The organism is Rubrilithobacter danxiaensis (assembly GCF_047272945.1).
Taxonomy (GTDB): Bacteria; Bacteroidota; Bacteroidia; order Sphingobacteriales; family Sphingobacteriaceae; genus Rubrolithibacter; species Rubrolithibacter danxiaensis.
Genome location: NZ_JBKOPS010000008.1, coordinates 104,088 through 120,697 on the forward strand (window position 1 = coordinate 104,088; position 16,610 = coordinate 120,697).

The following is a 16,610-nucleotide window of genomic DNA, read 5'->3' on the forward strand; positions in this document are numbered from 1 at the left end:
TTAATATTCTAAAACCTGAACATAATCGTCATTTTTCACAATAACTATCTTATTCTTTCCAGATTTGCTTTTTATCTGAATCATTCCACGCACATCTCCTGGCACGTAGAACCCGCTTTCGTCAGCTTTGCTAAATTCACCTGTTCCATTCCCTTTCAGGAATAAGCCATGCCCTGCATCATTCTTACCCAATTGTACACGGTATGGATAAAAATTGCCAGAAAGCAACAGGTCATTTTTTCCATCCTTATCAAAATCGTCCCACAGTACCACAAATACGGTTGAAAATTGTGCTTCAACGGGCAAATGCTTAATCTGAAAGGCACCCTTTCCATCATTCAGAAGTATAGATGAAGCGAGCTCACGACAATAAAGCTTCGCTGATTTTTCTAATTGTTCTTTACTAAATAGTTCGTCGATTGTTATATCCGCATAATCAGCATATTTTACAAAGCGCTTCCGCATCTGCACAATCTGATCAAGCAATTCATCACGAGAGGCAGAAGGATAATTTTTACCTTGTATATAATAAGACATCACAGGATCAAGGGCTCCGTCGTTATTAAAGTCGGAAGCGTAAATTGTTACAGGCATATCCGGCGAAGCTTTGAACTGATTATTCAAGCCCCAATTACCCGCAATAAAATCCATTTTACCGTCGCTATTTACATCCGCAGGTATTATTGCAGACCATAAGCCTTCCGTATTTTTCAGTCCTGCACTTTCAGAAATATCAGTTAGCTTTCCCTTTAAATTTTTAAATATTCGAATCGGCATCCAGTGACCGGCGATAATTAATTCGGGATAACCATCTGCGTCTATATCCTGCCAGCAGGCGCTGCTTACCATACCGGGATTGACCAAGCCGTCGGAAAGATCAGAAGTGATATCTGTGAATTTTACAGCACCGTTTATCAGATCATTTCTCAGCAGCCAGCTTCTTGAAGATAATGGAAATGAACCGGGAAGTCCCATTCCTCCCACAAAAATATCCTCATCTCCATCTTTATCAAAGTCTGCCACAGCAACAGCCTGCTTACTGCTCAACATCTGCGGCAGTGCGTTTTCAGCTTTAGTAAATTGTCCTGTTCCATCTCCAAGATATAAGCGATCCTGATATTCGGGAGCGCCGTTATCATATTCATTACCTCCGCTTACTATCCATAAATCGAGATTGCCGTCTTTATTAGAGTCGAAAAAAACAGCATTTACATCTTCAGCAGCTGCATCCTTTTCCCAGGGCTGCACTGGTGCCGGCTCAAAACGTCCGTCTGATTTTCCCAAAAACAGTTTACCCGATTGCTCAATTGCTCCTCCCACAAAAACATCTTCAAATCCATCCTTATTTACATCTGCTTTTGCCAGTGCCGGACCCATTTTTGATAACTGGTACGGCATTAAAGGCTCCCCTTTAAAATCAATAAACTGATTTTCAGTATGCTTAAACGAAATGTCTGACTGCCGGCTTACATCTGTAAAAAGAGGTGGAGGCACAATGGTCGAACTGGCTGTTTCATGTGCATCTGCTTGTTTAAGAGTAAGAAGCTGGTTTGCCTTCAGGTTATGGAGATGTGTCTCCTTACCATCCGGCCAGATAACTCGAACTGATTTGATTGTAGCTGATTTTCCAAGGCCGAAGAGCAGTACAGGATCAACACTTGACTGATAACCCCTGACTCCATATTTCTCCTGATATTGTGTAACTGAATCGGTTTCTATATATACCTTGGCACCCAGTGCGGAAGTGTTCATTCCTTTACCTATAAGCTGGATGCGTATATATCCAGAATTTAATAGCTCTGCATTATTACGGTATATCATTACCGGCTCGTTAATATTATTCACAATAAGATCCAGGTCACCGTCATTATCCAGATCTGCGTAAGCGCTGCTGTTAGAAACAGAAGGTGCATCTATACCCCAGGAAGTACTCCTATCTGTAAAAGTAAGATTGTGGTTGTTTTGAAAAATATAATTGTGGAGCTTGTTAGAAGGCATTTTTTTTACCAGATCGTACGTTTTAAATACGACAGTACCCGATTTCAAAGCGTCCTTCTGTGCATTTGCTACCGTATATTTAAGAAAATCCATATCGGTAAAGTCTCGCAGATAGCCATTGGAAACAAACAAATCTTTCCAGCCGTCATTGTCAAAATCGGCAAGCAGAGCTGACCAGCTCCAATCGGTATTAGAAATACCTGCAAGCTGCCCGATCTCGCTGAAATGAAGAGTTCCGTCGGGGCCTGCGCCTGAGTTTAACTGTAACATATTCCGCATTTGCTGATGATAATATCCGCTGTCCACCAACAAATGGTACATATCATATTCATCCGGCCCTCTGAGCATCTTTTGGCGGTGATTATCCTCGGGAAGCATATCGAGGGTGATAACATCCGACAAACCATCGTTATTATAATCGGCAATGTCTGCTCCCATCGCGTATTTCGAAATATGCCCCATTGCATTTCGAATGCTTTCTTTAAAAGACCCATCTTTATTATTGATGTAAAGATAGTCCTGCTCAGAATAATCGCTGGTAGTATATATATCGGGCCATCCGTCTTTATTTAAATCACTGATAGTTACACTTAAACCAAAATTCAAGGGGTTATTAACAATACCGGCTTCCGTTGTAACCTCTTGAAAAGTACAAATACCATTTTTTACATCATTACGAAACAACCTGTTGCCAAATTCTTTACTAAAAGTAGCCCGTATTTTGCGGGTATTTAACAGGGGATTGTACGTATGATTAGAATGATTAAGAAGGAACATATCAAGGTCCCCATCGCGGTCGTAATCAAAAAAAGCAGCCTGAGTTGACTGAGTTCCCGGAGCGTCAAGTCCATATTCTTTTGCCATTTCCTTAAATACAGGATGCCCGTCCTTTACTCCCTGGTGAATAAATAATTCGTTACTAAGTTTGGATGCAGGATATTTCCCTGAGTGGCAAACGTATATATCGGGTAATCCATCACCGTTTACATCTGCAATACTTACCCCTGTTGCCCAGGTTCCATTTCCTTTTACATTGGCTTTGACGGTAATATCTTCAAACTTAAAGCCGCCTTTATTTATATATAACTTATAAGATGTGGTATTTGCTGAAAAAAACAGATCGTTTAAACCGTCATTATTGAAATCGGCTACTCCCACCCCATTTCCGTTATACAAGTATTCATAATTCATTACATGTAAGCTGTCGTTCTCTATCAGCCTATTTTCAAAGTCGATATGAGTATCTTTAGCGGGAACAAGTGAAAACAGCGTCTGCGCTTCTGATTGTAAATTTGTAAGCAGCAGTATAGTAAAGAACAGTATAAACACCTCAGGTTTTTTTCTATTCATAACAGGATCAATCAAGTTCTATATTCTCATCCCCCTCTTTATAAGGCATAAAGATCATAATCATGGTCATCATCTCGTCGGTCGATTTCATATCGTTGCTGGAGAAAACCATTTGGGGAGGATTATGTGGATTATTGGGGTTATCGCTGGTATTATCGTAAGTTCCTTCAATAGTTAGTACAGAGCCTTTTGGAATTTTCACGAGCTTTTTAAACTTATAAATTTCCTGCCACCGGAAATCCCATGAAGGAATGTGAATCAGTTTAATAGTATCCCCTGCCGGAGTTACCGCATAAGATTTAAATTCTTTGCCCAACAAATGCATATGAGGCCATATATACATGAGCGACTGATCCTGTGGGGTGGTAATTTTTAATTGAAACTTAGAAACAGAATCGGGCATTATGATAAAATCAGGTGTTATTTGCTTTTCTCCAATCCCTGCTGATCCTAAACTGATGACATTTACTTTTCGTGTAACAGGCTTATTTTTATAAAAAATATTTACACCTGATATTTCTTCAAAATCTTTACCTACCGGTGCATAATGAATGGTTAGCAGCAATACGCCCCGTTGTGGAAGAACCCACCCGAAGTCTTTAGGATAAGATTCATAGCTTGTACCAGGAATCCATCCGCCGTAATAAGTCATCTGCCTCTTATATGGTAAATATTGCCTGTACTGCGAGCGATCTTCATCTGTAAGATTAATATGATCAACTGTGTTGTGTATATCAATTGATTTATCGGGTACCGGGTAAAACCCAAAATTTGCGTGATGAATGATCTTTTTTTCGTTACTGATAAACTCAATAGCTTCAATAGGTACTTCACCTGCCAGCTCAAACGGAATTTTAAATACAACAAAACGTTCCTGATTGTCGCCCTTTACTAAAAAAGGTTTAGTGGTTTTAAGCACTAAGTCTGGCTTGCGAGAATATTGTGTCCCGGGAATATAATTACTTAAAATTTTATCTTCATCCTTTCCTCCCGGTCCTTTTGGCATTTTCGCATCTACCCATTTCGCAATTTTGTTCACCTGATCCGGAGTCAGAGACCTGTCGTTTTGATAGGAATTATAATGATTATCAGGCTTCCAGGGAGGCATATAACCACTTTGAGTAACCTTTTTAATAAAAGAAGCCCTTTTAGCCACATCTTCATATGTTATAAGCGAAAAGGGAGCAGCTTCTCCCCGACGGTGGCACGGGGTACATTTAGTGTGTATAATTGGTGCAATATCTTTAGTGAACGTAACTTTTTGCGCATAGCAAAATTTGAATATTCCTACAAGGGCGCAACAAAAAAATACAACTTTCTTCATTTCAAATATCATTAATTAAACAGCCTATCGGTTTTGTACTTTTTGTTTCTATTGGTTCCTTATTTAGAAATTGCTTAATAGCAGTTTTCAGATAGTGTTCTGTTACCACCTGCCTCTGCTTACCTAATGAAAATGCCCAATTATCGATAAGACCCGTATAAAGTAAATTTCCGGCTGTATTGATTAAAATTGCCTGTGGAGTTGTAGTAGCGTGAAGGTAGCTTGTTAATTTTTTAGAAGGATCTGAAAGTAATTCAAATCCGGCATTGTAGTCTTTCTGGTAAGTCTTGATTGCTTCCAGGCTGGTTTTCCCGGGAAAGATCCCATAAAAACGGATTTCAGGAAAATCTGATTTAAGGGTATTTAATACTCTGGCATAGTTCTTACATAAAGGACAATCGGTAGAAAGAAAAACAAATACCGTAGGTTTGTCTGTTACTAACTTCTTTTGTTTGCCTGATAAGGTTAGCAGAGTTACTGAACTAATTTTTTTTACAGAATAAACTGTTAATGGCTGTGCTGTTAATGTCAAACTCATCATAACAAGCACACAGAGAAACGTAATACACTTCATATTCACCTCACAAATAAACACTGTAAATTAGTGAAAAACCCCGTAATTACGGGGTTTTTCACTAAAAGTTTCCGATTACTATTTAACCTGAACAGTATAAATTATTTCTTATCCCACCATACACGGCCAAACGCATCATTAGGACCTTGTCCGAAATCAGGGTTTTTAGCCATATCTTCGTACGCTGCTTTTTGATTTTCGTAATTCATGTCGGTAGGTACGCCCAATGTAAGAGGAGCCCTTCTCGGAATTTCGACTGCAACATTGTTTGACTTCAAAACTGCTAATTGCAGAACGGTATTGTTGTTTGGCATTCCGGTTCTTTTGTATAAAGCCCAGGCCTCATTAGGGTTTTTGTAATAGTCAATATAAGCTTGTGAAGCAATCTGATTTAGTGCTTTAGCAGCATCAAACTTAACTGCCGCCTGATTTAAATAAGCGTCAATTTCAGATTGGTCTACTTTAACATAGCCTTCAACTTGAGCAGCAGCAGCCTTTTTGTCGTAAAATTGAATAGATGCAGTTACACCATTAGTGTACCAGGTTGAGGCATTATCAGCAGTAAGACCTTGCACAGCAGCTTCTGCACGCATAAAGCAATAATCTGCGTAAGTAATCAGTGGGAAGAAGTTAATTCCGGTACCGCTATTTTCTGCAGCAGAGAATAAACGGGGCTGAATATTTGATAATAATCCCGGTGTGTCATACAATGCAGCATTTGCAGGATCCTTTGCAGCGTCAGGACTTGTAAAGCTTCCAACATAATCACCATTAACGTTTTTAGTATAAAATAAACGGATACGAGGGTCGCTATTTGCATTCATGAAATCTACAGTAGGTTTTGGAGCTCTTAAATCAATTGGACTCCAGTTACTTCCGGCTGCAGCAAAAGTATAGTTTGCTTCAAATACCCATGAATCATCAATTGAATTCATTGAACCTGCGGCATCTGCCGCTACTTCAGCAGCAATTGACTGAGCTTTTGCCTTGTCTTGTTTCATCCAGCGAAGGGCAATGCGTAAGCGCAGTGCATTAGCTGCTTTTATCCATTTAGAAGCATCGCCGTTAAAGAAAAGATCTTTATTTACCAGCGAAACCTGAGCAACAGCAGGGGCTGCTTTTAAGGCCGTTACAGCATCTTTAAGCTGCTGATCAATAGTTGTAAACAGAGTTAACTGATCGTCGTACTTAGGAGTAAGTGTTCCTCCGTAACGGGCCTGAAATGCTTCGCTGTAAGGAATGCTTCCGTTTATATCAGAAACATAGAACGCATAGTATCCCATAAAAATATCAGTTATACTACGTAGCTGTGCTCGTTTTGCCTGCTCTTCTGCCGGTAACTGATCTATCAGATGGGTTACATCTGCCAAACGGGGACCTACCCTTCCATAATATACTTTTCCATACCGTGTATTGAAATTACTTACATCGCGGGTAAAGTTATTGGTATTACCATTAGTAGGAGTAAGTTGTTGCATCCACGGCATAATACGGCGGTAATTGTCATAGTACCACTCAAAGTCATCCTGCATGCCGCTGGCTGCCGAGAAAAACTGATCTTCAGGAGAAATAGTATATAAAACAGACGGGTCTGCGTTTATATCCACAAAATCCTGCTTTTTACATGATATTAGTGCAATGCATAACACTGCCACACATAATCTTTTATAAATTGAAAACATGATGTTGTCTTTTTAAATTAGTTCTTAATTAATTAGAATTTTGCATTGATACCAAAACCGATACTTCTTACATAAGGCCAGCCTCCGTACTCTGCAAATCCTGCCTGACGGTTTGTAAATATCCCTTCAGGATTGATTCCGTCTTTAGTAGTGTTATACAGATATCCCAGGTTTCTTCCTGTCGCCGTCAGGCTCAGATTGCTAACGCCTATCTTAGAACTGAATTTTACAGGAACACGGTAATTAACCGAAACCTCTCTTACTGCAACCCAGCTATTTTCAAATACTGAGTACTCACGAATTCCGGTTCCCCACTGAGTTAAATCGTCATAGTACTGATAAGCTGGTTTTGGCTTAACATACCCCTTTTCAACTGCCTCGGCATAGCTCATTCCGCCAAGGTCTATAGTCTGGTTGTTTACGTCTACTGTTATACCATCCTGGAATACTCCGTCAGGAATAATTCCGTCAAATTGAGTAACTCCGTTGTCATCAACGTATTCTACTCCTCCGTGCTCTTTATCTCTTCCGAAAAGTGAAGATTGCAAACTTCCGTTAGCACCGCCATACTGATGAGTAGCAGAAGCCATTAAACCACCAATTTTTGCGTCAAGTTGAATACCTACAGTGAAATCTTTGTAGCGGAAGGAATTGATATTGCTTACTAAAAAATTCTCCATCATAGTTCCCAATTCTTTGGTAGATCCGTCATAAGCTGCATTCCGCAGGTAAGTATAACCCCATCCACCACTTGGCAAACCGATAACTTTCTTTCCGTTACTTGGGCTGGCAACAGGGTTTCCGGCAGCATCGCGTTTTTGGTATGAAGCAAAGCCGTAACCGGTTACAATAGTTCCGTAATCTTTTCCTACCTGAGCAACTGCTCTAACATCATTACCAAAAGCGAGTTCCAAATCTTTAGAGGTAATACCTTCTGCAAGTTCTAGTATCTTGTTTCTGTTACGAGAGAAATTGAAGCTTGAGCTCCATTCAAAGTTTTTGCTCTTTACCGGAACAGTATTTAATAATATCTCAATCCCCTGATTCTGAATATTTCCTGCATTTACAATCCGGCTGCTTGCTCCAGATTCTATAGGTACAGGTAATTCCAATATCTGATTAGTTGTATTTTTCTTATAGTAAGTAAAATCAAGATCGATACGGTTATTCAGGAAGCGAAGGTTTGTACCGATTTCAAATTCTTTAGATAATTCAGGTTTGATATTAAAGTTACCTAAAGTTCCATTTACATAGCTATATATAGGATAAGTACCTCCAGGAGCATCAAATGTTCCTAACTGAGAATAGAACCCTGTTCTGTTCAGGTAAAAAGGATCTGTATCTCTACCTGCATAACCATAACTTACCCTAAGTTTACCTGAAGTTAATGGCTGCCATTTAAACATATCCATTTCAGTAAACGTCCATGCTAAACCTGCAGAAGGGTAGAAATAATTGTAAGTACCTGCACCGTTTGCATAAGTAAGAGCTGATGACCAGTCGTTTCTTGCGCTGAAGTTAAATGTTAACATGTTTTTGTAAGTAATATCTCCAAAAGCATATAATGCATCCAATCTTTTTTCAGGTAAACTTCTGGCTTCGCCCTGAATACCTTCTTTACCGTTTGAAATAACAAACTGACCAGGAATATTTAATCCTCCTTTTGTAATTGCACGGTTGTATTTACCTCCCAGATCACGATTCGTTTCTCCCCCCGCACTTAAACTCAACTCCAAATCTTTGCTCAGGTTACGGCTTCCGTTTAACAATAACTGAATACGGCTTTGTTTAGAATTGATTTGTGAAAACCAGTAATTACCGCCGGCAAAATTAACATCCCTTCCAAGTTCTTTATACTCCTGCTCGGTATTAACAAGGTTGATATTGCTTCTTAACAGGGCATTTAGCCATGGTGTAATAGTTGCTGTCAGATCAACGTTAGCCCTGAAATTGTTCTCTCTTTGAGTATTATCTATCTGGTAAATATTCCACAAAAAGTTTGAAATATTGTAAGGATCTTTCTGAGACACATTATTAGTTGTTCTGCCACCCAGTTCCGTGTCTATATAATGATTTTTCCAGTAATCAATATCCATCGTCCGTGGACGGTAATATGTAAGACGGAACAATGGATTATCTGAACCACCCTGACTTGCCGGATTATCTATGTTATTATCAACATAAACAATACTTGCATCTAAGTTCAGAAATTTCGATACTTTCTGGGTTGCCCTTAAACTGAAGTTATTTCTTTTTAAGGAGTTCTCAGGCATTATACTATTGTTGTATAGGTTAGAGTAAGAAAAACGGAACGTTGTATTCTCACTTCCACCTTCAAGAGCAACGTTCGTATTGATGTATCTTCCGGTTTGGAAGAAATCCAAAGGCTTGTTAGCTTTCCACTCAACCATTCTTCCGTCGATATCCTGAACCATGTGTCCGTCAATCTTCGGCCCGAATGAATAAAACTGACCATTGTCTTTATCGACCATGTCTACTCCCTGTGCATTCTTCTGCCATGTTGTAGATATTCCTCCCCCGAATTCGTCCTGCAGATCGTATAATTTATAAGCATCATCAAAAGAGGATGTGTGCGATAAAGAAACACCTAAACCTTTACGTGCCACTCCTTTTTTTGTTGTAATCAAAATAACACCATTCAACGCATCAGAACCGTATAATGCAGTTGCCGGAGCTCCTTTAAGCACACTGATGCTTTCATAGTCATCCGGATTCAGGTCTTTCATAATGTTACCGAAATCCTGGTTACCACCCCATGAATCGGCACCGGTTGTTCCTGGCTTAATTAATACTCCGTCGATAACAAACAGAGGTTGTGTGCTGGAACTTCCGGAAGTACTGATGGAAGAATTACCACGAATACGGATTCTTGAACTGGATTGAGGGCCACTCGCACCCTGGTTAATCATCACCCCAGCTACTTTACCCTGCAGTGAATTAACAATATTAGCGTTATTTGCCCTTGTTAATTCCTCCCCTTTCACCTCTTGCATGGAATACGATAATTTGCGGATTTCCTTTTTCTGTCCGAAAGCCGTTACTACCACTTCTCCAAGTGATTGAGAATCTTCAGAAAGCGTTACAGTTAAGGTTGTGTTTGTCCCTACAGGAACTTCTTTTGGTGTATAGCCCAAGAAAGAGAATTTAAGCACCGCATTTGCATTCACGCTTAACGTAAATGTACCGTTCACATTTGTTTGCGTGCCGTTTGTAGTTCCCTTTTCAATTACACTCACTCCGGGTATTGCTTCTCCCCGGGCATCTTTAACAGTTCCGGTAACGGTTTTCCGGACCTGCGCAAATCCCAGAGAACACTCCAGGATTGTCAGTAAAATGATTAGCAGTTTTTTTCTCATAATTTAGTTAATTAGTTGTTAGCGTAAATTTTTGCATTTATTTTATTATTGGATTTGAAGGTGTTTTTCTTTTTTTCGTAAGCCTGCTTCCGATTTAGGTGAATGCCTGCCCAGACATTCAATAACCAGGCTGGCCGCCCCTATAAGAGCAGCATTTGACCCCAACTGGGATATTTGTAATTCAGTACTGTCTGCCAAACGCGGAATAGCATATTTATTAAGCGCTTGTTGAATAGATGCTGATAATATCTTACCTACTGCAGCACCACGTCCGCTGAGGATTATAACCGCAGGATTAATAATATGAATTAAGATGGCTAAGCCAATACCGATAGCGTAACCCGCATCAGAAAGCAGCTCGATAGCAAACTGATCTCCTTTATTTGCCGCCTCCATAATTACATCACCCGGCAATTTAGATTGGTCTTTAAGTTCCTGCTGAAGACTGGATATACGTCCGCTTTCTATCCCATCAAGGGCTTTTTTAGCAACTACCAGCAACGAAGCCTCTGTTTCAAGACAGCCCCTTTTACCACAGTTACATAATTTACCTTCTGTGGAAGTTGGAATATGACTAAACTCTCCGGCGAACCCGGTATGCCCACGGAATATTTCTCCATTCAAAATCATCCCCAAGCCAATACCCCAGGCAACGTTTACCACCATAACATTTTGCTTTAGCCTGGCCAATCCAAATCGTAATTCGGCTAAAGCGATCAGGCAAGAGTCGTTATCAATATAAACAGGCAAATCAGTTCTGTCTGAAATATACTTTTGCAAACTCTGGCCCCCTGCCTCAAGAAACGAATAGTTAATTCCTTTTTTAACATCTACAAAACCAGGCATGCTAATGCCAATGCCTATAATTTTTTCTTTTGAAAAACCAGATTGTGATATATAGGAATTGATCAGTTCAGTAAGGACAGGTAATGCATCGGGATTATTTTCCAATTCCAGTTCGTGCATTTCAATCTCTGACACTTGGTTATTCATCAGGTCATAAATTACAATATGCGTTGAAAGCTGATCGATTGCTACTGCTACTATTAATTTTTCGTGTGGCTTTAAAGAATACATTAACGGCCTGCGCCCTCCGCTAGAAGGACCAAAACCATATTCTATCACATAATTTTCTTCAATTAATTCCGCCACCACTTTTGTTACAACAGGCAGGCTTTTCTTAGTCCGCAGGCTCAAATCTGCACAGGAAAGCATTTTGTCAAAATACAGTTCTTTCAGAACCCGCTGCTTTAAACGGTCATGTTTATGCTCAGTGCTCCCCTTAGGACTCATTAAATTAAGTTGGTTAGTATTTTAAATATTATTGGCTAAATATAGAGTGTATTTTAAAAATAAAAAAAACTTTTTACAAAAATTTAATAAGTTTTTAATACATACAAAAAATATCTATCATTGCTTATACAAGTCTTTCATACATTTTATTCTTATATTATATGGAGGCTACAAACAAGGATTAGGGATTTAAATGCCTATTAAAACGAGATAGAATGAGAAAAAAACTATTTTCAGGATTAATCCTGCTAAGTGTGTTTACAACTTCAGTTAGCGCTCAGCCTAATGTACACAGCCAATCTACCAAATACGAATGGCCTTCAGAACCGGAGGTAAGAGAGAAACTGGATAAATGGCAGGATCAGAAATTTGGGATGATCATTCATTGGGGAGTATATTCTGTACCCGGAATGATCGAATCCTGGGCATTATGCTCTGAAGATTGGATTGAGCGGGACAGCACCTTATCCTATGGAGACTTTAAAAAATGGTACTGGGGTCTCAGCAAATCATTTAATCCTGTAAAATTTAATCCTGAACAATGGGCCAGGGCCGGGAAAGACGCAGGCATGCGCTATATGGTGTTTACTACTAAACATCATGATGGCTTTAACATGTTTGATACAAAGGAAACGGATTATAAAATAACCAACGGTCCTTTCAAAAAAAATCCACGTGCTGATGTTGCGAAGTATGTTTTTGAAGCATTCAGGAAACAGGATTTTATGATTGGAGCATATTTTTCAAAACCAGACTGGCATTGTGAATACTTCTGGTGGCCAAAATATGCAACACCTAACAGAAATGTGAACTACGATATACGTAAGTATCCCGACCGGTGGAACAAATACAAACAATTCACTTACAACCAGTTGAGTGAATTGATGCATAATTATGGATCGGTGGATGTTTTATGGTTAGACGGCGGTTGGGTGAGGCCAAAAGAAACAGTGAATGAAGAAGTTTTATCCTGGGGAGCGCCTATTCCTGAATTCAGCCAGGAAATTGATATGCCAAAGATTGCATCTATGGCCCGGGAAGCACAACCTGGTATTCTGATAGTAGACCGAACAGTTCACGGACCTTATGAAAACTACCAGACACCTGAACAAACAATTCCAAAAAAACAGTTGAACAACCCGTGGGAGAGCTGCATGACACTTGGCAATGCCTGGGGCTTTGTTCCAAATGATCAATATAAATCCGCAGCCCGAGTTATTCAATCACTAATTGAAGTAACTGCAAAAGGCGGAAGTTTACTTTTAGGAATTGGCCCAAAAGCAGATGGCACGTTGCCTGAGGAAGTCGTTAATCGTTTAGAAGAAATTGGCCGTTGGATGAAGGTAAACGGGGAAGCGATTTATAATACCCGTATTACTGAAAAGTATCATGAAGGAAATACATGGTTTACACAAAGTAAAAATGGCAATACTAAATATGCGTTAATATGTATTCCAGAAGGGCAATCAACTCCACCGGTAGTAGAATGGACAGGCAACAGTCCTGAAAAAGGAGCGGAAATAAAATTTCTGCAAACCGGAAAACCCGTTAAATGGAAAAAGGAAGGTGAAAAAGTAAAAATATGGCTTCCAAAAAGTGTAAGGAACACGTATACTCCTGCACTGGCCTTTTCAATAAATACACCTTAATATTCAATCAATTTAACCTCAACCATCATATCCACATAATGAACCAAAAATCATATAGCTCATGGAGGGATTTAAGGACTCCTTTCGTGTGTTTTCTTCTAATACTTTTTACAATTACAAGCAGGGCTGCCGATACCCTTCATGTAGTTACTCATAACAAATTAACAATAGTAACCGATCCGGCAAAAGGTTTTAAAATTTACAAAGCATGGGGGAAGTTTCCCTCAGCTAACGTTCCGATAAGAAAAATAAAGCTAAAAGTACGTTTGGGCTGCCCTGATAGTATGCGTTGCGCCGACTGGGATTATAAAGATCATATCACCATTCGGAGAAAAGGCGGCATAAATGGTGTCTCGCAGGACTATGAGATAGCCCGCATGCTAACTCCTTATGGCGGTGCTTTTAGTAAAGACTGGAACTTCACCTGGGAAGTAGATATAACAGATTTCAGCATGCTCTTACGAGATTCTGTTGAAATTGAGTATAACCACACGGGCTATGAGCCTAATCAGGACAGAGGCTGGAGTGTTACTTTAGATTTTGAGATTGTAAAAGGGAAACCGGTATGGGAGCCTGTGAGCATTCAAAAAATTTATGATGATGCCTACCGGTATGGAGACAGCACAAATAATATCGAAAACGCGTTGAAGCCTGTGTCTTTTAACACCCGACAAGAAGCAGATTTTGCCCGCTTGCGAATTGTTCAAACCGGACATGGAATGGATAAACCGGATAATTGTGCAGAGTTCTGCAATAAATACCGCGAAATCTGGTTTGACGGTAAATTAATTGATATGAAATCTATCTGGAAACAATGTGGCACAAATCCCTTATACCCACAGGCCGGTACCTGGATTTACGACAGGGCAAACTGGTGCCCTGGTAATTTAATGCAGCCGGATATTTATGATCTAAATGTGCGTGGCAACAGGCAGCATACCATTGATATTAATATGCAGAATTACATTTCAACGGATCCAAGCGCTCAGGAAGTAATTTCAGCCTACCTTATAAAATACAAAAAAGCAATCAATAAAAATGACGTTGCTATAGAAGATATTATTAATCCATCGCTAAAAGATATATACAAACGCGTTAATCCTTCAGCTTTCCAGGCCCGTATCCTGGTAAAAAACCTGGGAGAAAATCCGGTAAAACAACTGCGTATCCGTTATGGAACTAAAGGATCTCAAAAAAAACAGTTCAATTGGAATGGGATGCTGGCGGCAGGTAAAACAGACACAATTGTGTTGCCCGGCGTCATTTCCGCAAAAGCGGGATTAAACTATTTCGAAACAGAACTGCTGTTGCCCAACGGTAAAAAGGATGAATATCCGGCAGATAATAAAATGACCAGCCAGTTTGAAGCGGTTCCCGTACACGGCAACAGCCTTGTTATTTATTTGCTTACCAATAATCAACCCGAACAAAACGGCTACAGAATTACAAATAGTGAAGGGAAAACGGTATCGGAAAAACTTCCCGGTTCTTTAAAGGCAAACACGCTTTATCGTGATACTATTTCTTTATCAAAGGGTTATTACCAGTTTTTCTTATCAGATACAGCAGGAAACGGGCTGGAGTTCTGGGCAAATCCCAGGGGAGGCCGCGGCAAAGTACATTTACTGGATAGTGCAGGAAATATAATTAAAGATTTTGAGTCAGATTTTGGTTCGTCTGTTCAGTACGAATTTAAAGTAGGTGCTCCAATAACGCCGGTTACCGCCCAAACTTCGTTCGGGCTATATCCTACACGAATTAAAGACAAAACGACTTTAGATTACTATTCAAACTTCCCTGAAGACGTACTTGTGCAGATTGTTACTGACCCGGGAGATAAAGTTGTAGAAGAGCATACTTATGCTCAGTTAAAAGAAGGCATGTTTACCTATGATCTGAGCCGCTTTCCTAAAGGCCGCTTTTACCTGAAGGTTTTTATTAAGGGAGAAGAGAAGTTTAAAAAACGAATACGATTAAAAGAATAATTAAAACAACAATGAAATTAATTGGTAAAATAACTTCGGTCATTATTTTAACTGCTGCTTCTGTAGCTGTAAATGCACAATCGAAAATAAATCCAGATTCTATCAGGAATAAAATGCAATGGTTTGCAGATGCCAAACTTGGCATATTTATCCATTGGGGAATCTATTCAGTAAACGGTATAGATGAGAGCTGGAGTTTCTATAATAAAAAGATAAGCCACCCAGATTACATGAAACAGCTGAAGGGCTTTACCGCTTCAAACTATAAACCTGAAGAATGGGCTTCGTTAATAAAAGAAAGCGGCGCCCGTTACGCAGTAGTTACCACAAAACACCATGATGGAGTAGCTCTTTGGCCTACTAAAGAAAAGCATTACAGCGTAGTAAAAAACACCCCCGCCAAAAGAGACCTGCTAACTCCGCTTTATAAGGCATTAGATAAAGAAGGTATTAAAAGAGGTGCATACTTCTCTTTAATAGACTGGAGCTATACTGATTATCCTGCCTTCACTAAAGACAGTGTACGATATAAAATCGGTGATTCCCCACAGCGCTGGCAACGGTTTCTGCATTTCAATCAGGCACAAATAAATGAGCTTAATAAAGCTTTTAAACCCGACTTATGGTGGTTTGACGGCGATTGGGAACATTCTGCAGAAGAATGGCAGGCATCCGCCATCAGGCAAAACATTTTAAAAATCAATCCTGCTGCCATAATAAATGGTCGTTTACAGGGATACGGGGATTACGACACCCCCGAGCAGAATTTCCCGGTAACACGGCCAAAGTACAATTGGTGGGAATTGTGTATGACCATCAATAATAACTGGGGTTATCAGCCACAGGACACAGCATGGAAAACTCCGTATGAAGTTATTACTATTTTTGCCGATGCCATTAGTAACGGAGGCAATATGTTACTAGATATTGGCCCAAAAGAAGACGGAACAATTCCTCCCCAACAGGTTCATGTTTTAAAAGAACTGGGCAAATGGAACAGGAAACACGAAGAAGCCATTTTCAACACACTTGGCGGATTACCGCAAGGTCATTTTTATGGCCCAACTACGTTATCTAAAGATTCCACTACACTTTATTTGTTTCTTCCGGGAAAGGCTTCAGGGAATATTGTAGTAAAAGGATTAAAAAATAACATTAAAAAAATAAGGGTTTTAGGCACTTCTGCCACACTGCAGCATAAAATTGTAGGTAAAATTTCCTGGAGCCCGGTGCCAGGCCTGGTTTATATCCAGGTACCGGAGGATGTACAGGACGAATACATGTCTGTCCTGGCAGTTGAGTTAGACAAACCGCTAAGTTTATATAAAGGGCAGGGCGGGTTAAATTAATGCAAGCTTAAGCAAGAGAAAATACAGTT

At 39.7% G+C, this 16,610-nt stretch carries 9 protein-coding genes; 3 read left to right on the forward strand and 6 right to left on the reverse strand.

What is annotated here, in order from left to right:
* The 6 genes from ACLCDL_RS12100 to ACLCDL_RS12125 form a co-directional block, all read right to left on the reverse strand.
* On the reverse strand, nucleotides 1-3,348 hold the full coding sequence (locus ACLCDL_RS12100; protein ID WP_423148565.1) for a VCBS repeat-containing protein: 3,348 nt from the start codon (nucleotides 3,346-3,348) through the stop codon (nucleotides 1-3).
* A 7-nt stretch (nucleotides 3,349-3,355) separates the two neighbouring features.
* The gene (locus ACLCDL_RS12105; protein WP_423148566.1) at nucleotides 3,356-4,672 is read right to left on the reverse strand and encodes a cytochrome c; all 1,317 of its coding nucleotides are present in this window, start codon (nucleotides 4,670-4,672) and stop codon (nucleotides 3,356-3,358) included.
* A gap of 1 nt (nucleotide 4,673) precedes the next feature.
* A complete protein-coding gene (locus ACLCDL_RS12110; protein ID WP_423148567.1) occupies nucleotides 4,674-5,213 on the reverse strand; it encodes a redoxin domain-containing protein in 540 nt (179 codons plus the stop codon).
* 134 nt (nucleotides 5,214-5,347) lie between these two features.
* On the reverse strand, nucleotides 5,348-6,853 hold the full coding sequence (locus ACLCDL_RS12115; RefSeq protein ID WP_423148568.1) for a SusD/RagB family nutrient-binding outer membrane lipoprotein: 1,506 nt from the start codon (nucleotides 6,851-6,853) through the stop codon (nucleotides 5,348-5,350).
* A 107-nt stretch (nucleotides 6,854-6,960) separates the two neighbouring features.
* Nucleotides 6,961-10,305 carry a SusC/RagA family TonB-linked outer membrane protein gene (locus tag ACLCDL_RS12120; protein ID WP_423148569.1) on the reverse strand — a complete coding sequence of 1,115 codons (3,345 nt, stop codon included), beginning with the start codon at nucleotides 10,303-10,305 and terminating at the stop codon, nucleotides 6,961-6,963.
* 45 nt (nucleotides 10,306-10,350) lie between these two features.
* Entirely contained in the window at nucleotides 10,351-11,598 is a 1,248-nt protein-coding gene (locus ACLCDL_RS12125; protein ID WP_423148570.1) for an ROK family protein, read from the reverse strand.
* A gap of 215 nt (nucleotides 11,599-11,813) precedes the next feature.
* Here ACLCDL_RS12125 and ACLCDL_RS12130 point away from each other — a divergent pair, with 215 nt between their 5' ends.
* From ACLCDL_RS12130 to ACLCDL_RS12140, 3 genes are read left to right on the forward strand one after another with little or no spacing between them, the layout of a single operon-like run.
* Nucleotides 11,814-13,247 (forward strand): alpha-L-fucosidase, encoded by a 1,434-nt coding sequence (locus ACLCDL_RS12130; RefSeq protein WP_423148571.1) that lies wholly within the window; start codon nucleotides 11,814-11,816, stop codon nucleotides 13,245-13,247.
* Between the two features lie 38 nt (nucleotides 13,248-13,285).
* Nucleotides 13,286-15,232, forward strand: coding sequence for a peptide-N-glycosidase F-related protein (locus ACLCDL_RS12135; protein WP_423148572.1), 1,947 nt, complete (start codon nucleotides 13,286-13,288; stop codon nucleotides 15,230-15,232).
* An 11-nt stretch (nucleotides 15,233-15,243) separates the two neighbouring features.
* A complete protein-coding gene (locus ACLCDL_RS12140) occupies nucleotides 15,244-16,581 on the forward strand; it encodes an alpha-L-fucosidase (protein WP_423148573.1) in 1,338 nt (445 codons plus the stop codon).
* Nucleotides 16,582-16,610 lie beyond the last annotated feature (29 nt).

Bases quoted from the DNA above. Each gene is read 5' to 3' on its own strand.
- ACLCDL_RS12100 (WP_423148565.1), bottom strand. From the start codon at position 3,348: ATGAATAGAAAAAAACCTGAGGTGTTTATACTGTTCTTTACTATACTG.
- ACLCDL_RS12125 (WP_423148570.1), bottom strand. From the start codon at position 11,598: ATGAGTCCTAAGGGGAGCACTGAGCATAAACATGACCGTTTAAAGCAG.
- ACLCDL_RS12140 (WP_423148573.1), top strand. From the start codon at position 15,244: ATGAAATTAATTGGTAAAATAACTTCGGTCATTATTTTAACTGCTGCT.
- ACLCDL_RS12105 (WP_423148566.1), bottom strand. From the start codon at position 4,672: ATGAAGAAAGTTGTATTTTTTTGTTGCGCCCTTGTAGGAATATTCAAA.
- ACLCDL_RS12135 (WP_423148572.1), top strand. From the start codon at position 13,286: ATGAACCAAAAATCATATAGCTCATGGAGGGATTTAAGGACTCCTTTC.
- ACLCDL_RS12120 (WP_423148569.1), bottom strand. From the start codon at position 10,305: ATGAGAAAAAAACTGCTAATCATTTTACTGACAATCCTGGAGTGTTCT.
- ACLCDL_RS12130 (WP_423148571.1), top strand. From the start codon at position 11,814: ATGAGAAAAAAACTATTTTCAGGATTAATCCTGCTAAGTGTGTTTACA.
- ACLCDL_RS12110 (WP_423148567.1), bottom strand. From the start codon at position 5,213: ATGATGAGTTTGACATTAACAGCACAGCCATTAACAGTTTATTCTGTA.